The 17,940-nt window shown below is 67.3% G+C and carries 17 protein-coding genes; 9 read left to right on the top strand and 8 right to left on the bottom strand.

Features of this window, described 5'->3' with window-relative positions; translation table 11 throughout:
* Positions 1 to 7: 7 nt before the first annotated feature.
* Both PQB87_RS33215 and PQB87_RS33210 read right to left on the bottom strand, forming a co-directional pair.
* Positions 8 to 574: a hypothetical protein gene (locus PQB87_RS33215; protein ID WP_226113248.1), complete on the bottom strand. Its 567-nt coding sequence runs from the start codon at positions 572 to 574 to the stop codon at positions 8 to 10.
* Positions 574 to 1,719 carry a glycosyltransferase gene (locus tag PQB87_RS33210; protein WP_174415629.1) on the bottom strand — a complete coding sequence of 382 codons (1,146 nt, stop codon included), beginning with the start codon at positions 1,717 to 1,719 and terminating at the stop codon, positions 574 to 576. The genes PQB87_RS33215 and PQB87_RS33210 overlap by 1 nt, the downstream gene beginning before the upstream one ends.
* 582 nt (positions 1,720 to 2,301) lie before the next feature.
* Here PQB87_RS33210 and PQB87_RS33205 point away from each other — a divergent pair.
* From PQB87_RS33205 to PQB87_RS33195, 3 genes are all read left to right on the top strand, one after another.
* Positions 2,302 to 3,606 (top strand): dicarboxylate/amino acid:cation symporter, encoded by a 1,305-nt coding sequence (locus PQB87_RS33205; RefSeq protein ID WP_048021285.1) that lies wholly within the window; start codon positions 2,302 to 2,304, stop codon positions 3,604 to 3,606.
* A 530-nt stretch (positions 3,607 to 4,136) separates the two neighbouring features.
* Entirely contained in the window at positions 4,137 to 6,071 is a 1,935-nt protein-coding gene (locus PQB87_RS33200; RefSeq protein ID WP_489243364.1) for an SMP-30/gluconolactonase/LRE family protein, read from the top strand.
* Positions 6,072 to 6,415: 344 nt separating this feature from the next.
* Positions 6,416 to 7,255, top strand: a complete 840-nt coding sequence (locus PQB87_RS33195; RefSeq protein WP_489243363.1) for a peptidylprolyl isomerase — start codon at positions 6,416 to 6,418, stop codon at positions 7,253 to 7,255.
* Positions 7,256 to 7,280: 25 nt separating this feature from the next.
* Here the strand turns inward: PQB87_RS33195 and PQB87_RS33190 are convergent, their stop codons facing one another.
* Both PQB87_RS33190 and PQB87_RS33185 read right to left on the bottom strand, forming a co-directional pair.
* Entirely contained in the window at positions 7,281 to 7,718 is a 438-nt protein-coding gene (locus PQB87_RS33190; protein ID WP_059684853.1) for a GNAT family N-acetyltransferase, read from the bottom strand.
* Between the two features lie 130 nt (positions 7,719 to 7,848).
* Positions 7,849 to 8,754 (bottom strand): LysR substrate-binding domain-containing protein, encoded by a 906-nt coding sequence (locus PQB87_RS33185; protein WP_059695117.1) that lies wholly within the window; start codon positions 8,752 to 8,754, stop codon positions 7,849 to 7,851.
* A gap of 175 nt (positions 8,755 to 8,929) precedes the next feature.
* Here PQB87_RS33185 and PQB87_RS33180 point away from each other — a divergent pair, with 175 nt between their 5' ends.
* The 3 genes from PQB87_RS33180 (at position 8,930) to PQB87_RS33170 (ending at position 11,847) form a co-directional block, all read left to right on the top strand.
* Positions 8,930 to 9,430, top strand: a complete 501-nt coding sequence (locus PQB87_RS33180) for a lipocalin-like domain-containing protein (protein WP_222153548.1) — start codon at positions 8,930 to 8,932, stop codon at positions 9,428 to 9,430.
* A gap of 295 nt (positions 9,431 to 9,725) precedes the next feature.
* Complete coding sequence (locus PQB87_RS33175) at positions 9,726 to 11,018, top strand: MASE1 domain-containing protein (protein ID WP_059620205.1); 1,293 nt, start codon at positions 9,726 to 9,728, stop codon at positions 11,016 to 11,018.
* Between the two features lie 13 nt (positions 11,019 to 11,031).
* Positions 11,032 to 11,847 carry an alpha/beta hydrolase gene (locus PQB87_RS33170; protein WP_059684860.1) on the top strand — a complete coding sequence of 272 codons (816 nt, stop codon included), beginning with the start codon at positions 11,032 to 11,034 and terminating at the stop codon, positions 11,845 to 11,847.
* Positions 11,848 to 11,854: 7 nt separating this feature from the next.
* Here the strand turns inward: PQB87_RS33170 and PQB87_RS33165 are convergent, their stop codons facing one another.
* Positions 11,855 to 12,877 (bottom strand): MerR family transcriptional regulator, encoded by a 1,023-nt coding sequence (locus PQB87_RS33165; protein WP_489243362.1) that lies wholly within the window; start codon positions 12,875 to 12,877, stop codon positions 11,855 to 11,857.
* Between the two features lie 226 nt (positions 12,878 to 13,103).
* On the opposite strand from PQB87_RS33165, the gene PQB87_RS33160 reads away from it, so the two are divergent.
* Positions 13,104 to 13,796, top strand: coding sequence for a hypothetical protein (locus PQB87_RS33160; protein ID WP_489243361.1), 693 nt, complete (start codon positions 13,104 to 13,106; stop codon positions 13,794 to 13,796).
* A gap of 34 nt (positions 13,797 to 13,830) precedes the next feature.
* On the opposite strand, the gene PQB87_RS33155 is transcribed toward PQB87_RS33160, so the two are convergent.
* The 3 genes from PQB87_RS33155 to PQB87_RS33145 all read right to left on the bottom strand — a co-directional run bounded on the left by PQB87_RS33155 (position 13,831) and on the right by PQB87_RS33145 (position 15,972).
* Positions 13,831 to 14,916, bottom strand: a complete 1,086-nt coding sequence (locus PQB87_RS33155) for an ATP-binding protein (protein WP_301861974.1) — start codon at positions 14,914 to 14,916, stop codon at positions 13,831 to 13,833.
* A gap of 2 nt (positions 14,917 to 14,918) precedes the next feature.
* A complete protein-coding gene (locus tag PQB87_RS33150; RefSeq protein ID WP_027790060.1) occupies positions 14,919 to 15,650 on the bottom strand; it encodes a response regulator in 732 nt (243 codons plus the stop codon).
* Between the two features lie 166 nt (positions 15,651 to 15,816).
* Entirely contained in the window at positions 15,817 to 15,972 is a 156-nt protein-coding gene (locus PQB87_RS33145) for a DUF3309 family protein (protein ID WP_021158044.1), read from the bottom strand.
* A gap of 200 nt (positions 15,973 to 16,172) precedes the next feature.
* Here PQB87_RS33145 and PQB87_RS33140 point away from each other — a divergent pair, with 200 nt between their 5' ends.
* Complete coding sequence (locus PQB87_RS33140; RefSeq protein ID WP_489243360.1) at positions 16,173 to 16,847, top strand: histidine phosphatase family protein; 675 nt, start codon at positions 16,173 to 16,175, stop codon at positions 16,845 to 16,847.
* A gap of 19 nt (positions 16,848 to 16,866) precedes the next feature.
* Positions 16,867 to 17,898, top strand: coding sequence for a phosphotransferase (locus PQB87_RS33135; RefSeq protein WP_113044750.1), 1,032 nt, complete (start codon positions 16,867 to 16,869; stop codon positions 17,896 to 17,898).
* Positions 17,899 to 17,940 lie beyond the last annotated feature (42 nt).

Genomic DNA, 17,940 nt, shown 5'->3' with positions numbered 1-17,940 from the left:
CGGGGAATTACGCGGCCTTGCGGAAAATCCGCAGGGTCTTGAAGTCGCCGACTTCGGTGAAATCGGCATTCGCCGCCCATTGCTCGATGATCGGCTCGGCCTTCCGGTACGCCGACGAGCCCTTGTAGAACAGCAGGTGGCCGTCGCGCGCGGTATGGCGTGCGAACAGGTCGAGCACTTCGGCGTCGGTCTTCGCGCCGTAGCGGCTGTTCGTTTCGTCGCGGAATTCGCACAGATGGAACAGCGTGACGACGTCGAACGCCGGCAGCAGGTCCGTATTGCTCGTATAGATGTCGCCGAAATAGGCCAGGTAGGTCTTGCTCACCTCCGGTTGCCGCGTGACGAGATCGACGTACGACTTGTATTCCTTCGGCGACGCCGTCACGCCGAAGACGGTGTTGTTCAGGTGCGGCCGGGCGCATTCCACGCCGACGTGGTGGTGGCCGCCGGTGCCGAAGTGATAGATGCGGATGCCGTTGAGACGAGCGGATTCCAGCCATTCGACGAAGTGCACGTCGCACGGGCACTCCTGCGTGCGCAGGTCCCAGTACTTCTTCCAGATGTTCATTGCCATTAAACGGACCTCATGGATGTCACCCAACGATAGGGGTTGTGTCGAATCGATTTCTGATAGACGGACAACGTCGCATCGACGAACCGGTCGAACGAGAACTCGCGCTTGCCCTTCAGCCGCGCACTGCGCCCCATCGCCCGCACGCACGCGGGCTCGCGCACGATCGCGCGCAGGATGGCCTCGATCGCCTCGGGCTCGCGCGGCGGGACGACCCAGCCGTCCACGCCCGGCTCGACGTTCTCGGGCAGCCCGCCCACGCGCGTCACGATCGCGGGGCAGCCGAGCGACATCGCCTCGCGGCACGCATACGACAGGCTCTCGTGGTACGACAGCACGAACGACACGTCGATGATCGAGAACGGCGCGCGCACATCGTCGAGGCGCCCGGTGAAAGCGGTACGCGACGCCATGTGGTGCCGCTCGATCTGCTCGCGTTGCTCGCCGGACGGTTCCGCGCCGACCAGCAGCACGCGAAACCGCTCGCGCTCGTGTTCGGGCAGGCGGCCCAGCGCCGCGATCAGGTCCATCCAGCCTTTCTCCGGCGCGGTGCCGGCGCTGCTGCCCAGCACGATCGCGTCCGCGCCGGACGGCCCGAACAGCGCGATCTTGCGGCGGCGGATTTCGTCGCCGGCCAGCTGTTCCGCGGCCTGCCGGCGCACGCCGTGCTTGACGACCGTGACGTTGCCGTACGGCGACCGGAGCGCGAGCATGCTCGCCACGTAGTCGCTGACCGCGATGGTGTGGTCGGTTGCCAGCCGGGCGCGCAGCACGTTGCCGAAGCTGTCGGCGCGATAGGTGTTGTGCTTGGTGAGCACGACCGCGGGCCGATACCGGCAGCCGAGCAGCGCGAGCATCACCTGCCGGTGATCGGCGGACCCGTTGACGTGGATGATGTCGAAGCGCTCGGCGCGGATCCGCTGGCGCAGCCGGACGATTTCCTGGCACAGCCGGTTCCAGCGCGGCTTGAATTCCATGTCGAAGATCGCCACGTCGGGACTGTCCTTCAGCAGTCGCGACAGGCGGCTCCCTTCCGGCGACGCGACGGTCACGCGATGGTGCCGGCTCATCGCGGCGGCGAGGTCGCGAACGTAGGTGTCCTGGCCGCCGCCGTAGTCGCCGTGGAAGTTGGTATACAGAATGTTCATCACGATGCTGCCTTTCCTCGATCATTCATTTGGCAGGACTGCTGAGAAAATGAATGCCTCAACGTGTTGAAAGCAATGACTCGAACCCGGTTCCGCATTGCCGATGCGTAATTGCGCACCGATGCCCGGAAGGGGGTACCGCGAAACGTTTCGAAATATTACAGACGCATTACGTGCCGTAGTGTCGAGGTCTGCGCATCTTTGTGAGGATGTGTCGCGATCGATTGCAGTGTCGTCACATCGTGCGATGCCGCGGTGGGGGAGGGGGAATCCCGGCGCGAACGGTGGTGTGGCCCGGTTACCTTCGCCGACCGGGCCGGAAAAACAGGCCCGAAGCGATCAGGAAGCGGGCAGGATCGCGACAAAACCCGATTTTTCGACGACATCCGGACGCAAATCAACCCGGCTGACTTTCAGATTTGAAAGCCGGGGGGCCATTTGCGTTAGAATGCCCCCCCTGTCCGCCATGGCGACCGCCGAAGGCGGACTCGTCGCACCCAGAGAGACGTGGGTTTCGATTCGTAGCCGGGCGCGAAAGTTAGCCAGCCGTTAGCAACATACGCTTTGTGATTTGGATTACTAATGAAGAAGAAGCACAACATCACCAAGTACATCGTTGTCGCGATGATTCTTGGTATCGCCGTGGGTTACGCCTGCCATAGCGCCTTTCCCGACCCGGCCATGGCGAAGGAAGTCGCCGGGTACGTGTCGTTGCTGTCCGACGTGTTCCTGCGCCTGATCAAGATGATCATCGCGCCGCTGGTATTTGCGACGCTGACCGTCGGCATCGCGCAGATGGGCGACGGCAGCGCGGTAGGCCGTGTCGGCGTCAAGGCGTTCGGCTGGTTCTTCATCGCTTCGTTTACGTCGTTGCTGCTCGGCCTGCTGACCGCAACGATCCTGCAACCGGGCAGCCACCTGAGCCTGCCGCTGCCGGCATCCGATGCAGCCCTCAACCTGAAGACGGGCGCCTTCACGCTGAAGGATTTCGTGGTCCACCTGGTGCCGAAGTCGATCGCGGAAGCGATGGCGAACAACGAAATCCTGCAGATCGTCGTCTTCTCGATCTTCTTCGGCACCGCTCTGTCGGCGCTCGGCGAATCGGGCAAGCGCCTGACCGGCGTGATCGACGATCTCGCGCAGGTGATGCTGAAGGTCACGGGCGCCGTGATGTGGTTCGCGCCGGTCGCGGTGTTCGCGGCGCTGGCGTCGACGATCACCACCCAGGGGCTCGGCATCCTGCTCACGTTCGCGAAGTTCATGGCGAGCTTCTACCTGGCACTGGCGCTGCTGTGGGGCGTGCTGACGCTCGCCGGCGTGACGTTCCTCGGCAAGCGCGCGTTCACGCTGATCCGGCTGATCCGCGAGCCGTTCCTGCTGTCGTTCGCGACGGCGAGTTCCGAGGCCGCCTACCCGAAGCTGCTGGATGCGCTCGACCGCTTCGGCGTGAACCGCAAGATCTCGAGCTTCGTGCTGCCGATCGGCTATTCGTTCAACCTCGACGGCTCGATGATGTACTGCACGTTCGCGGTGCTGTTCATCGCGCAGGTGTACGGCATCCATCTGCCGCTGGGCACGCAGATCACGATGCTGCTGATGCTGATGGTTACGTCGAAGGGGATGGCGGGCGTGCCGCGTGCGTCGCTGGTCGTGATCGCGGCGACGCTCAACCAGTTCAACATGCCCGAAGCCGGGTTGCTGCTGATCATGGGCGTCGACATGTTCCTCGACATGGGGCGCTCGGCCACCAACGCCGTCGGCAACTCGATCGCGGCTGCCGTGGTCGCGAAGTGGGAAGGGCAGCTCGACGCCCCGCGCGACGACAACGATCCGGACAACGGACGCGTGATGAAGGTGAAGGTGCCGGAGACTTCGGCATCGGCTTGACGCGTGGCAGTGCCGCAGTACGGCGTTAGTGGCGCATTGCCTGCCCCGCGGTAACGGACGATCGCCGGCCTGGATTCGCAATGGATTCAGGCCGGCGATTTGCCGGGTGCAATGAAGCCGCGTTGAATGCGGCGGTTTTTCCCGATTCTCCGAAACAGGCACTCGCCGTTTCAATCGATCGTCGCTGAACCGGCGGCGATATTCCCGCAGGCACGAGCCTGAATTTCCCGATCTCCGATTCGACGCGTAAGTGACCATTCACTGTCGCGCAGTCACGCGTGCCGCCGGCACGCAGGGGCGCCACGGGCGACGCCGTCGAAACCGCTTCCGCGAAAAGCGCAATGGCGCACGATCCGCAATTTTTTTCGATTTATATAACGCTATTCTCGCGCTGCGCATGATCGAACGCATGCCGTACGTAATACCGACTGCGCCGGATGCTTCAGCGGAAGAATTGACGTATTGCGGCTTTCAAGCCGTCCGGCCGGCCCTTCATATGAGTGTTCGCACCATTCAGGAGTGCATCCGTCATGGTCGCCAGACAACGGTTCCAGGCCGCGCTGCTCGCCGCGGCGATCGCCGCGATTACCCCGCCCGTTCACGCACGCAACACCACCGACTGGCTGGCGAACACGTACGGCACGCTCGCGGCCCACGTCGGCAACGTCGCGCGTGCAATGTGGGTCGCGCCTGAAGGCGTGATCTATACGGCGTCGATGTGGGACGAGGACGAAGGCGGTGTCGCGATTTACCAGAACGGCAAGAGCGTCGGCTCGATCGGCACGCACTCGGAGTTCCAGGGCAGCGCGATCACGGGCAACGCGACCTCGCTGTTCGTCGCGCTGCAGCCCGGCAAGACGTACGGCAGCGGCGCGGTGGGGCGCTACAACCGCGCGACGAAGTATCGCGACCGCGTGATCCAGATCAGCGCGGCCACCAACCAGCCGCGCATCGACGTCGTCACCGGGCTCGCGACGGCCGGCTCGCTGCTTTATGCGAGCGATTTCTACGGCAATCGCGTGCGCGTGTTCACCACCGACGGCGTGTGGCAGCGGGATATCGGCGTATCGGAGCCGGGCGCGCTCGCGCTGGACGCAGCGGGCAACGTGTGGGTGGCGCAGAAGCGCGCAGGCTCGATCGTCGGCTTCAGCCCGGCCGGTGCGCCGCTGAACACGATCCGGATGCCGTCCGGGTCGCAGCCGTCGGCGCTGTATTTCGATGCGGCGGCCGGGCAGCTGCTGGTGGGCGACGAAGGCCCGGACCAGAACATCAAGCGCTATACGGTGTCGGGCCGGCCCGCGCTGGCCGGCACCTTCGGCGTGCGCGGCGGCTATCTCGACACGACGACGGGCATCAAGGGGCAGGTCGGCGCGCAGCGCTTCACGCGCATCGTCGGGATCGGCAAGGACACCGGCGGCAATCTCTACGTGCTCAACAATCCCTGGGGCGGCAGCTGGGATCTCGGCCGCAACGGCGCGACCGACATTCATGCGTACAGCAGCACCGGCAGCCTGCGGTGGACGCTGCAGTCGCTGAACTTCGAAGGCATCGCCGCGCCGGACCCGGTCACGGACGGTGCGCTGTTCTACGGCGGCACGCACGTGTACGGCGGCAGCGCGGGCGGCAGGTTCATCGCGAACACGGTCGATCCGTTCACGTACCCGGCCGATCCGCGCATCGACATGAACGACACGCAGCGCGACGAGCATTTCGGTCTGCTCACGTCGGTGGGCGCGAACCGGATTCTCGTCGCGGCCGGCCAGAACCCGCCGGTCTTCTACTTCTTCCACTTCAACGCGGCGAACGGCTATGTCGCGATTCCGGACGGCGCGATCCCGGGCCCCGCGTTCAACACGACGCGGCGCGTGACGGGCGGCTTCAGCGTCGACAGCAAGGGCGGCGTGTGGGCCGGTCTCGACAAGACCGGCGCGATTACGCACTACCCGCTGACCGGCTTCGACGCGAGCGGCAAGCCGTCGTGGGGGCCGGGTGTCGCGACCCGCGTGCCCGACAGCATCCAGCCGCTCACGCGCATCGTCTATCTCGCGGACAGCGACACGATGGTGCTCGCGCAAGGTGCGATCGGGACCAACGACTGGACGTCGATCGGCACGCGCATCGAGGTGTATCACGGCTGGAGCGCGGGCAATACGACGAAGCCGGACCCGGTGATCACGCTGCCGCACAGCGGCGCGAAATCGATCGACGCGGTGGGCAACCATCTGTTCGTCGGCTACTGGTTCAGCAGCAGCGGGCCGCTGTGGCCGAACGTCGACGCGTTCAACCTGACGACCGGCACTCTCGATACGACGCTGGTCAACGCGAGCCCCGCGACCGTGGATACGAGCAGCGCGATCGATGCGATGTACAGCATTCGCGCGTACCGCCGCTCGAACGGCGAGTACGTGGTGATGAAGAACAATGTGAAAGGCAACAGCATCACCGTGTACCGGTGGACGCCTTGATGAACGCGCGGCCGCGTCGACAGGCGGCCGCGCTCGTGAACGCCTCATCGTATTATTCGTCGCGATTTCGCGGGATTTCCACCGCGCATCCACGCAATTTCCACATCACGCGTTCGTCATGAGCGGCGTGCGCAACGCGCGCCTCACCGCCCGCCGGGCGGCCGTTCCAAACCTCACGACGCGGAAAAGCGGTTCCGGGCACAATGACAGCGGCACCGGCAGGCACTGCGCGTGCCCACGACGATGAACCGGATCGACTGATGGGTTGCGCCGGCGCATTGCAGCGCCGGTGAACTCGCGCGGCATGCCCCATGCCGCGTTTTTTATGCCGAAGTGACGAAACGATGAAGATGAAAACGACACCGAACCGCCTGTTTCTGATCGCCGCACTGGCCGGCGCGATGAGCGGCACAGTCCACGCGGAGACGCCGGCGGCCGCCGCGACCGTTGCGACGGTCAACGGCACGCCGATCACGCAGGCCGACGTCGACACGTTGCTGCGCGCGTCCGGGCAACCCGACTCGCCGCAGGTCCGCCAGGCGATCAAGAATCAGCTGATTACGCGCGTGCTGGTCCAGCAGGCCGCCGAGAAGGCGAACTATGCCGACAAGCCCGAGGTCAAGGCGGCGGTGCAGCAGGCGAAGGCGAATGCCGAAGTGCAGCTTTACCTGCGCGACAACGTGAAGCCCGAGCCGGTGACCGACGAGCAGGTCAAGGCGCGCTACGACGAGCTCGTGGCGTCGCTCGGCAAGAACGAGTACAAGCCGCGCCTGATCATCGTCCAGGATCCGGTGACGGCCGCGACGGTGCTGAGCGAGCTGAAGGCGGGCAAGTCGTTCGACGGGCTGGCGCGCCAGTACAGCATCGCGCCGAGCCGCGACAGCGGCGGCGAGTTGCCGTGGGTGAGCTTCCACACGCCGGCGGCGGAAGGCAAGACGTCCGGCTTGCCGCTGCCGGTCGCGCAGGCGCTCGAGAAACTGACGGTCGGCGCCGCGACGAAGGATTCGATCCCGGTCGACGGCGTGCGGGCGATCGTGAAGCTGGATGCGAAGCGGCCGACGCAGGTGCCGGGTTTCGCGACCGCGAAGCCGGCGCTGCAGCAGCAACTGCAGGCGGCTGCGGTGGAGAAGGCGAGCGCGCAGATGATCGGCAACCTGCTGAAGGACGCGAAGATCACGCAGTAATGCGGCGGCGTCGAAACGCCGCGCGTCACGCGCGCCAGATCATGCTCGCGCTCGTGTCGGTTGCCGACTCGACGCGAAAGCCGAGCCGTTCGTAGAGCCGCCGCGCCGGGTTGCCGTGCAGCACGCTGAGCGATACCGGCACGTGCGCGCGCGCCGCGTCGGCCAGCAACGCGTTCAGCACGGCTTCGCCGATGCCCCGGCCCTGGTGATCGGGGAGGATCTGGATCTGGTGAACGTGCCACTCGTCGGCGGCGCGTGTCACCTTCAGCAAGCCGATTGCGTCGTCGACGTCGCAGACGATCATCGCATCGTCGAAGTTCGCGCGAATGCGCCGGTCGTGCGCTTCGTCGTCGGTGGGCGCGCCGACGCGTTGCAGGTGCACGGTCATCGTGAGCCGACGCAGGGTCAGCAGGAACGGCAGGTCGGCGGCGCATGCCGGGCGCAGGCGGATTGCGTGTGTCATCGTGCGGACTCATACGTTCGTTCGGGACGGGAGCGCCGACGGGAAGGTCGAACCCCGCAGCGCATCATCCGCGATGACGGGAAGCCGGTCAAAGGGCGCAACGCCGAGCCCGGCGCGCATGCGTGGCCGATCATCCGGCGCGCCGGCCCGAGTGCGGGTGCACATCGGCGAGATTGGCGATCAGCGTGTCGATCACGACGCGCTTCAGGCTCACGAGCGCCGAAGGCGCATCGCCTCCGCCCGCATGGAGGCACACGTCGACGGACGGCAGCGGCGGCAGGCCGTCGCGCTCGCCGAGCTGCCGCAGCGCCGGCGGCACACCCGCCATCGTTCTCGAGGTAATGCCCAGGCCGCCGGCGACGCCGGCCCACAGGCTTTGCAGGCTGCCGGTCGTGTACGCGAGCCGCCACGGGATGCCGGCCTTGTCGAGCGCGTCGGTACCCGCCTTGCGGAACAGGCACGGCGGCTTGTACAGCGCAAGATCGAGCGGTGCGCCGGCACGCGGACGCACGTCGATGCCTTGCGGCCCGATCCACGCCATCGGCAGCGTGACCAGGTGTTCGGCGTCGGCGCGATGCCCGCGCCCCATCGCGAGCACGATGTCGAGTTCGCCGCCATCGAGCCGGTCGAGCAACGCGCCGTTGCCGTCGACGACGATGTCGACGCGCACGCCCGGATGCGTGCGCTTGAACCGGCCGAGCGCGACGGGCAGCCACGATTCGGCGAAATCGCCCGGCAGCCCGAATCGCACGGCGCCGTCAATCGCCGCGCCGCGGATCGCGCCGACCGCCTCGTCGTTCAGTTCGAGGATGCGGCGCGCATAGGACAGCATCAGCTCGCCGGCTTCGGTCGGCACGAGGCCGCGCCCCTGGCGGCGAAACAGCGGCTGGCCGATCTGCGTTTCGAGCTTGCGCATCTGCTGGCTGACTGCCGACTGCGAGCGGCCGATCCGGTCGGCGGCGCGGTTGAGGCTGCCGAGCCGATCCGCGGCAATCAGCGTGCGCAGCGCATCCATGTCGAGATTCGGAAGCGTCATGATTCGGTTTTTCTTATAAGTCGATTTCGAATTATCGTATTTATTGCACATTCCCGTCGCTACCATCAAGTGAACCGGTCGTTTCGGTTCACGGGGATGCGCGCGATACGCGGCTGGATACGCGGCTGCGGATGTCCGTGAGGTTGCTCCCTCTTCTTCCCGACAAGGACATTGAATGAAAATCGGCTCGATATTCCGCCAAGGCTTTCCCGGCATGCTGCTGGCCGCGTCGATGATTCCCGGTGACGCTTCGGCCGCGCCGTCGCTCGCGGGGACGTGGACGCTGGTCGCGGCGGACGTACAACATCCCGACGGCACGATCGGCCGCGACTTCGGTGCCGATCCGGCGGGCCTGCTGCTGATCGACGCGCACGGGAACTATTCGCTGCAGATCTTCAAGTCGGAACGCCCGCGCTTCGCGTCGAACGACAAGGCGACCGGCACGCCGGAGGAATTCCGTGAAGCCGTGCTCGGCTCGAGTACCCACTACGGCACGCTGAGCGTCGATCCCGCGAACCACACGCTGGCGTTTCACATCAGCAATGCGTCGTACCCGAACTGGGCCGGGCAAACGCAGACGCGAACCTATCAATTGAAGGACGGCGAGCTGAGCTACCGCGTTCCGCCGCGTGCCAACGGCGACATTCCGATCTCGGTGTGGCGGCGAAAGGAGTGAACCGGGAGGCCGTTCGATCCGTGACGCATGCGGCCGTGAGGCCGTGATCGCGGCCGTTCCGGCACGCGCCGGGTAGCCGGCGCCACACGCGATTTCCGCCGGCCCGCGCAAGCCGCCGCCGCCGGCCCGGCGAGCCGGATCGGAGGCCGCGGCTTCCCGTGCCTCCCCCGCCGGTATTCCTCCGTTTGCCCTGTCCGCATATCATGCGCACATCGCGCACCTGCCGGCCGCAGGCGCCGCCGCTTCCGACGCGGCGGTGCGTCTGCCTGCACGGCGCAGCACACAGGGATTCTCGATGGACACCAAACGATCGCGGCCGGGCCTCGTCGCTGCGCTGCTCTGGGCGGCGCTGTATCTCGCGACCGGCTATATCTCGCACGAGTTCAACGGCCCCGTCCGGCTGACGGGCTACATCTGGCTGCCGGCCGGCGTGACGGTCGGCGCGTTCATGCTGCGGCCGATGCGCGAATGGCTGACGCTGGCCGGCGCGTTCCTGGTCGGGCAGCTCGCGCTGACCGGCATCGAACACGGCAGCCTGGTCAACGCGGTACTGTTCACGGTCGACGAGGTCGGCGCCGCCGCGCTCGCGGTATGGCTCGTCCAGCGCGTGCGGTTCTCGCTCGAAGGGCTGTATTTCCTGCGCTCGGTGATCCTCGCCGGCCTGATCGCGGGCGTGGTCGGCGCGATCGGCGGCGCGGCGTGGTACACGGCGGTCAAGGGCGCGCCGTTCCTCGACGTGTGGTCGGTGTGGGCCGCGTCCGATTTCGTCGGCGTGCTGCTGGTCACGCCGGTACTCGCGTCATGGTCGCGCTTTCGCGCGCACCGCTCGGGCGACCACGAGCGCTTCGACCTGGTACTCGGCATCGTCGCGTTCGCGCTGCTCGTGATCGGCGCACTCGTGATCTTCGACGGCGACACGTCGAAGAAATTCGGCACGGGCGCCGGCTTTGCGCTGACGTATATCCCGCTGTTCCTGACCGTCGCGGTGACGCTGCTGCTCGGCGGCCGCGCGGGCTCGTCGTCGGTGCTGGTGCTCGCGCTGATCGTGATCGAGCAGACCGCGCAGGGCGACGGCCCGTTCGCGTCGTTCCATGAGCACTACGGCAGTTCGCTGCTCGAGGCACAGCTTTACCTGGCGGTCGCGTCGCTGCTGGTGCTGACGGTGAGCACGCTGAAGACGACGCGCGAGCGCGTGCACGAGCATGCGGCGGTCCTGCAGAACAACATGGAGCTCGCGCTCGCGAGCGCCGGCCAGATCGCGTATGTGCTCGATCCGGAATCGGGGCGGATCGAGTGGAGCGGCGACGTCGAGCGCGTGTTCGGTGTCGGCGTCGACGCGGCGCAGATCGCGAGCGTGTCGCTCGTGCTCGAACGTGTGCAGCCGGGCGACCGCGATGCGTTGAGCGACTACTGGAACGCGGAGATCGCCGGCGAGGATCGTGCGTCGCTGTCGCTGCGTATCGTGCAGCGCGACGGCGGCACGCGGACGATCACCGATCACGGCGCACCGTTGCTCGACTCGAATGTCGACGTGACGGTGGTGGCAGGGGTCTGGCAGCTCGAGCGCGTGTGGCCGGCGGACGAATGAGCGGGGACGCGTCATGACGGGCCGCACGGGCGTCCTGCTGATCCACGGGCTCGGCGGCACGCAATACGATCTCGGTTCGCTGCACAAGGCGGTGCGGCGCGCGGGCGGCGAACCGCACATGATCACGCTGCCGGGGCACGGCACGCGCCCCGAGGATCTGGTCGGTGTGCGCGCGGAGGCATGGCTCGACGCGGTGACCGAGCAGTATCGCGCGCTGGAGAACGAGTACGACACCGTGCATGTCGCGGGCATGTGCATGGGCGCGCTGGTCGCGCTGCTGCTGTGCCATCGCGTGCAGCATGCGCGCGGCCGGCTCGCGCTGCTGGCCACGCCGGTGTTCATCGACGGCTGGTCGACACCGTGGTACCGGGCATTGCGGCATGTGCTGTATCGCGTGCCGGGTGTCGCGGAGCGGATGCGCGTCGAGGAAGGCGATCCGTTCGGCATCAAGAACGCGACGATCCGCGCGATCGTGAAGAAGAAGTTTGAGCGCGAAGACAGTTTCCACTATGCGTGGGTGCCGCTCGCTTGCGTGCGCCAGGTCGACCGGATGCGCGACTGGGCGCTCGAGGCGGCAGCCGGCACGCCGTGCGCGACGCTCGTGCTGCATGCGCGCGAGGACGAACTGACGAGCCTGCGCTCGGCCGATTTCCTGCTCGCGAAGATGCCCGACGCGCGCGGGATCGTGCTGGAGAACAGCTACCACATGATCTGCGCGGACAACGATCGCGACGACGTCGCCCGCCACGTGCTCGAATTCTTCGGGTTCGATCCGGTGCATGCGGTCAGCCCGGCGATGGCGCGCAGGATGGGGCGGATGGCGCCGTGACGAACGCTTACGCCGCTTCCGGGGGATGCGCGATCCGCGCCCGGATCTCGGGCGACGCAAGACACGTGGCAACCGCTTCGTAGCCGGGTGAGCCCGGGTAAGGCGCCACGCGCGAAGGCGGACTGTGATTGGCCGGGCACAGGATGATCGCTTCATGCGGGCCGACCGCCGACAGGTCGAGGATCGCCGACGAACGCGTCAGCAGGAACAGCGGCCGCATCCCGGCGGCGGCCTGTTCGCGCAGACGGGCAATCAGTGCCTGTTGCGTGGGGCGATCGAGATCCTGTTCGATCATGTCGACGACCCGTGTGCGCGGGCCTTCGACTTCGAGGGCGACGAGCAGCGCGGTCAGCGCCGCCGACGGCGTCGCGCCTCGGGCGACGAGCGCTGCCGATGCACGGTCGACGCGCGACTTCAACGCAGGATCGGTGCGCAGCACGTCGCGCGCCGCCGCACCGTCGTGTTCCAGCCGGTCGAGGCCGACGAACGCGGCGCCGGGCAGCGCGTCGGCGAGCCGGAGCGCCAGCCGCGTCTTGCCGCTGCCGAGCGGGCCGATGATGTAGTTCAGCGGCCGGATATCGCGACACTCGAACCACTCGCCGCCCCACGGCCACGGCAGGCTGAATGCCACGCCGGCGCTGCTGTCGTCGACGAGCCGGGTCAGTTCGCCGTCGGCCGGCATCCGGCCGCGCGCGAGGCCGGCGCGGATTGCGTGTACGCGATCGACCTTGCGCACGAGATCCTGAATGCCGTGGTCCAGCGCCGCTTCGTGAGCGGCCAGTGCGTCGTCGAGGCTGCGCGCGTCGCCGTCGAGCACGCTCGCCACCTGCGCGAGACCGAGGCCGAGTGCGCGCAGCGCGGCGATGTCGGCCGCGCGGGCGAGATCGTCCGGGCCGTACGCACGGTATCCGGCCGGCGTGCGTTCCGGCGTGACGAGGCCGTGCCGCTCGTACAGCCGCAGCGCCTTGATCGAGACGCCGAGCCGCGCGGCGGCGGCCGACGCGTTCAAACGGGGCGTGGACGTGCTCATCCGTCACTCTCCTTGCTGTCGATTCGTTGCGCCCAGCATAAAGGCGATCCCAAGGGCCGGGTCAAGCGCGCGTGCATGTGCGATGCACATGATGTGTCGGTCGGCCGGGAATCGGAGGCCGGCGGCGGCGCCTTTCTCGCCGCGCCGCGCATCTGGGAGAATGCGGCTGCGGCCGTGCCGATTCACGGCCGACGCCGACACGGCGCAGGATCCGACAGGTGGGAAATTGACCGACAACGAAGAACTTTCGCTCCACCAGGAGAGCCGCTTCTGGCAGCTTGCGCCGGTGAAATGGTGGATTCGCGGGCACGGCCGCGACGGCTATTCGTTCCGGCTGCTGCTGTGGCCGCCGGTGATCGTGTTCGTGCTCGAATTCCTCTGCATGATCTTCGATGCGCTGTACACCAGCATCGGCATCAGCGCGGTCGCGACGCTGTTCCTCGGTTTCGGCGGATACCATGGCGCGTTGCGCGAATGGCTGGTGCCGTCCGCGACCACGCGCGCGCTCGTGAAGGCACGCATGAAGAAGGCGGCCGAGCGGTTCTCGTCGCTCGGTGTGGGCGCGACCGTGCTCGCGATCTTCGTCGCCGCGACGTCGCTGTCGCTCGTGATGTCGGGTCAGGCGGTGCTGGACAGCGTATCGAAGGATGCCGTGTCGATCTTCATCGCGCTGGTGTTCCTGCCGGTGTACGTGTCCGGCGCGGTGCGCAAGCTGGCGATCGCTCGGATCGAGGAACTGGAGGCGCTGCGCAACGCGACCGTCGGCACCTGCCTGAAATTCGACCGGGCCGGCGCGGTGCGCGCGGTCGTCGTGCAGGGCGCGGCCGGGAAAGGGACGGTGTCCGTGCTGGAGTACACGGTGCTCGGGTTCAACCCGCCGCTCGAACAGGTCGGGCGCGAACCGCACGTGGCGCGGTAAAGGCGGGCGCCAGGTCGGCCGTAAAGGCGATGCCTCAGGCCGGAAAGCGCTCGTGTTCCGGCGCCGGCGTGAGGTTGTCGGGCCACTGCACTTCGAACAGCGTGCCGCCCGTGCGGCTCGGCATGCAGACAGCTTCGCCATGATGCGCATGGGCGATCGCCGCGACGACGGCGAGCCCGAGGCCGCTGCCGCCCGGCTGCGTGTCGTCGGCGCGCCGGAAGGCCTTGAACACGTGCGGCGCGAAATCGGCCGGGATGCCGGGGCCGTCGTCCCCGACGCGCAACCGGCACATCCCTTGTTCGATGCGCGTCTGGATGCGGATCGCGCCGGGCACCGCATGGCGGCGCGCGTTTTCCAGCAGCGCCAGCAGCGCCTGGCGGATGCGCACCGGGTCGCAACGCATGCGCCGCGTGTCGAGATCGAGCACCGGATGCTGGCCGGCGGCCCGCAGCGCCGGCTCGACCATGTCGACCACCGCACGCGCATCCGCCGCGAGATCGGTGTCGCGGATCTCGATGCTCAGGTGGCCGCTGTCCGCGAGGCTGACCACGCGCAGATCCTCGATCAGCCGCGTCAGCCCTTCGACCTGCCCGAGCAGGCTGCGGAACTGCGCTTCGTCGGGGGTGAACACGCCTTCGGCGAGCCCCTGCAGGCGCCCGCGCAGCACCGTGACGGGGGTGCGCAGCTCGTGCGCGATCGCCGCGTTCCAGAGTGCCTGCTCGTTGGTCACGCGCTGCAGTTCGCTGGCGAGCGCGTTGAAGTTGTCGGCGAGCAGCGCGGCTTCGTGCAGTGAACGGTCGCCCGCGACGGCGCGTGCGTCGAGATCGCCGCGCGCGACGCGGCGAATGCTTTCGGTGACCGAATTGAGCGGCACGAGAATGCGGCGCGCGAGATTGACCGCGACCGCGACCGACAGCGCGAGGCCGACCGACGTGGTCGCGATCAGCCAGGCCCATTCCGGCCCGGTCGGCAGCAGGTTCTTCGTGTTGAAATGCGCGGGCCAGTAATTGAACGCGATGTAGTAGAAGACGGTGGCGGTGAGCACCATCAGCACGGTCACGCCGAACACCATGCCTGCCATGGTCAGCGCGATCTGCCGGCTCAGGCCGTCGAGCTTCATGCTCAGCTCCAGAGCTTGTAGCCGACGCCGCGCACGCTGACCGGCACGCCCTGCACGCCGAGGTCGTCCAGCTTCTTGCGCAGCTTGCTGACGTGGCTGTCCACCGTGCGTTCCAGCGCGTCGCCTTCCGGCAGGCAGGTGGCCATCAGCTCGGCGCGGCTGAACACGCGCCGCGGCGCGCGCGCGAGTTGCGCGAGCAGCTTGAATTCGGTGAGCGTCAGGACGAGCGTGTGCCGTTCGCTGCCCACTTCGAGCGTGGCTTCGTGGTGTTCGAGATCGATCTCGAACGGCGCGACCCGCAGCACGCGCTGTTCTTCCTGGCGCGCGCCGGCCATCGAGCGGCGCAGCACCGCCTGCGCGCGCGCCACGACTTCGGCGGGATTGAACGGCTTCACCACGTAGTCGTCGGCGCCGATGCGCAGGCCGGTGAGCTTGTCGATGTCCTGGTCGAGCGCGGTCAGCATGATGACGGGCGTGTCGCCGCGATGACGGATTTCGGCGAGCACCTTCCAGCCGTCGACGTGCGGCATCTGCACATCGAGCAGCACGAGGTCGGGCTTGAGCTGCAGGTGCAGTTCCAGTGCGCGGCGGCCGTCGGCGGCGTGCACGGTGCGCAGGCCGCCGCGCGCGAGATAGGCGGTCAGGATCTCGGCGATCTCGGGTTCGTCCTCGGCGATGAGGACGAGCGCCTGGGCGTTCTGGCCGGCGCCGGGCGATGAAGAAAATTCGGGCATGGCCACTCGTTCAGATCCATCAGGGGGTTCCGTCAGGTCGCCATACTACCGCACGGCCGGCGCAATCGAACGGAGGCGGGGGGACAGCGCGGCGCGACACGATTCGCGCCCGGCCGACGGATGTCCCGCCCTTGCCTGCGTTTGTAAAGAAGCTACGGCGTCGGACTCAGATGTGACCCAGCAGCACGAGTATCACGACGATGACGACGATCAACCCGACCGAGCCCGACGGCCAGTAGCCCCAGCTTCGGCTGTGCGGCCACGCCGGAAACGCCCCGATGAGCAGCAGAATCAGAATGATGATGAGGATCGTACCGAGCATCGCACCCCTCCTGACGTCGTGAATGGACGGTGCTTCCCGCCGCAATTCGCGTGCCGCGGCGGGGGCGGGCGAAAGCCGGCGCAAGCGCACGGTTGGAATGCCTGAAATTCACCCGATGAATACCCGCCGATTCAGAAAATAAAGTTTGAAAATGCATCCCCGCCCCCTATGCTGAATCCTTCTGATCTGGCGGGCATGCGATGGCTGAACTTTTTCTGGTACGGCACGGGCAGGCGTCCTTCGGCACGGACGACTACGACCGGCTTTCCCCGGCGGGCGAGCAGCAGGGCGTCTGGCTCGGCGAATACTTTGCGCAGCAAGGCCTGGTGTTCGACCGCGTGATCTGCGGCACGATGAACCGCCACGCGCAGACGGTCGACGCGATCCTGCGCGGGATGGGCCGCGAGGGCGCGGAGATCGACCGCCATCCCGGCCTGAACGAATACGACTTCCACGGCCTGTTCGCCGCCGCCGCGCACGACTACCCGGATATCTCCCGCCTCGCGGCCGGCTCGATGAAGGAGCATTTCCGCGCGCTGCGGCAGGTGCTGCAGCTCTGGTCGGAAGACAAGCTCGGCGATTCGGCCCCCGAGACCTGGGCGCACTTCCAGCAGCGCGTGGCCGATGCCCGCGCGGCCATCCGCCACGGCGGCGGCCAGCGCGTGCTGACGGTGAGCTCCGGCGGCCCGATCGCGGTCACCGTGCAGCAGGTGCTGGCCGCCCCGCCGTCGAGCGCGATCGCGCTGAACCTGCAGATCCGCAACAGCAGCCTTTCGCAGTTTTTCTTCAACGCCGATGCATTCCACCTCGCGTCGTTCAACGGCATCCCGCATCTGGAGGATCCCGAACGACACGCGCTGCGAACCTACGGCTGACCCACGAACGATCGCGACGATGACGAACCCTACCCAGCAACTCGACGTAGCCCGCCTCACGCGCTATCTGGAAGCGCACGTGCCGGGCTTCGAAGGCCCGGTCGACACGGAGAAGTTTGCCGGCGGCCAGTCGAATCCGACTTTCCTGCTGCATGCGAAGAGCGGCCGCTACGTGCTGCGCCGCCAGCCGCCGGGCGAACTGCTGAAATCCGCGCACGCGGTCGACCGCGAATTCCGCGTGCTGAGCGCGCTGTCGGGCACCGCGGTGCCGGTCGCGCATCCGTATCACCTCTGCGAAGACCGCGACGTGATCGGCAGCCTGTTCTACGTGATGAGCTTCGAGGACGGCCGGATCTTCTGGGATCCCGCGCTGCCGGAGCTGCCGAAGGCCGATCGCGCGGTGTGCTACGACGCGTTGCTGCAGACGATGGCCGCGTTGCACGACGTCGATGTCGACGCGGTGGGCCTCGCCGACTACGGCCGCCCCGGCAACTACTTCGAACGCCAGATCGGCGTCTGGACGAAGCAGTACCGCGCGGCGGAAACGGAGCGCCTCGACGCGATGGAGACGCTGATCGACTGGCTGCCGAAGGCGTGCCCGGCCGACACGGGCCGGCCGACGCTGGTGCATGGCGATTTCCGGATCGACAACCTGATGTTCGCGCGTGACAGCTATCGCGTGCAGGCCGTGCTCGACTGGGAACTGTCGACGCTCGGCAACCCGCTCGCGGATCTCGCGTACTTCTGCATGTGCCTGCGGCTGCCGTCGGGCGGGCAGGTGCGCGGGCTCGCGGGCCAGGATCGCGCGGAACTCGGCATTCCCGACGAAGCGGCGATCGTTGCGCGTTATTGCGAGCTGCGCGGCATCGAGCCGATCAGCGACTGGCATTTCTACCTCGCATTCAGTTTCTTCCGGCTCGCGGCGATCGCGCAGGGCGTGAAGGCGCGCGCGCTGCAGGGCAACGCATCGAGCGAGCAGGCGCTGCGCGTCGGCGCGATGGCCGGGCGTCTCGCCGAGATGGCCGTCGGCGTGATCGACGCGCATCGCTGACAGCGCCGGGCACGACACCACATCAATGGAGGAGCACAGCAA

The sequence above is a fragment of the Burkholderia sp. KL41 genome (assembly GCF_057005415.2).
Note: the sequence above shows the minus strand (reverse complement) of the source record. Positions and strands in the feature narration are given on the sequence as shown.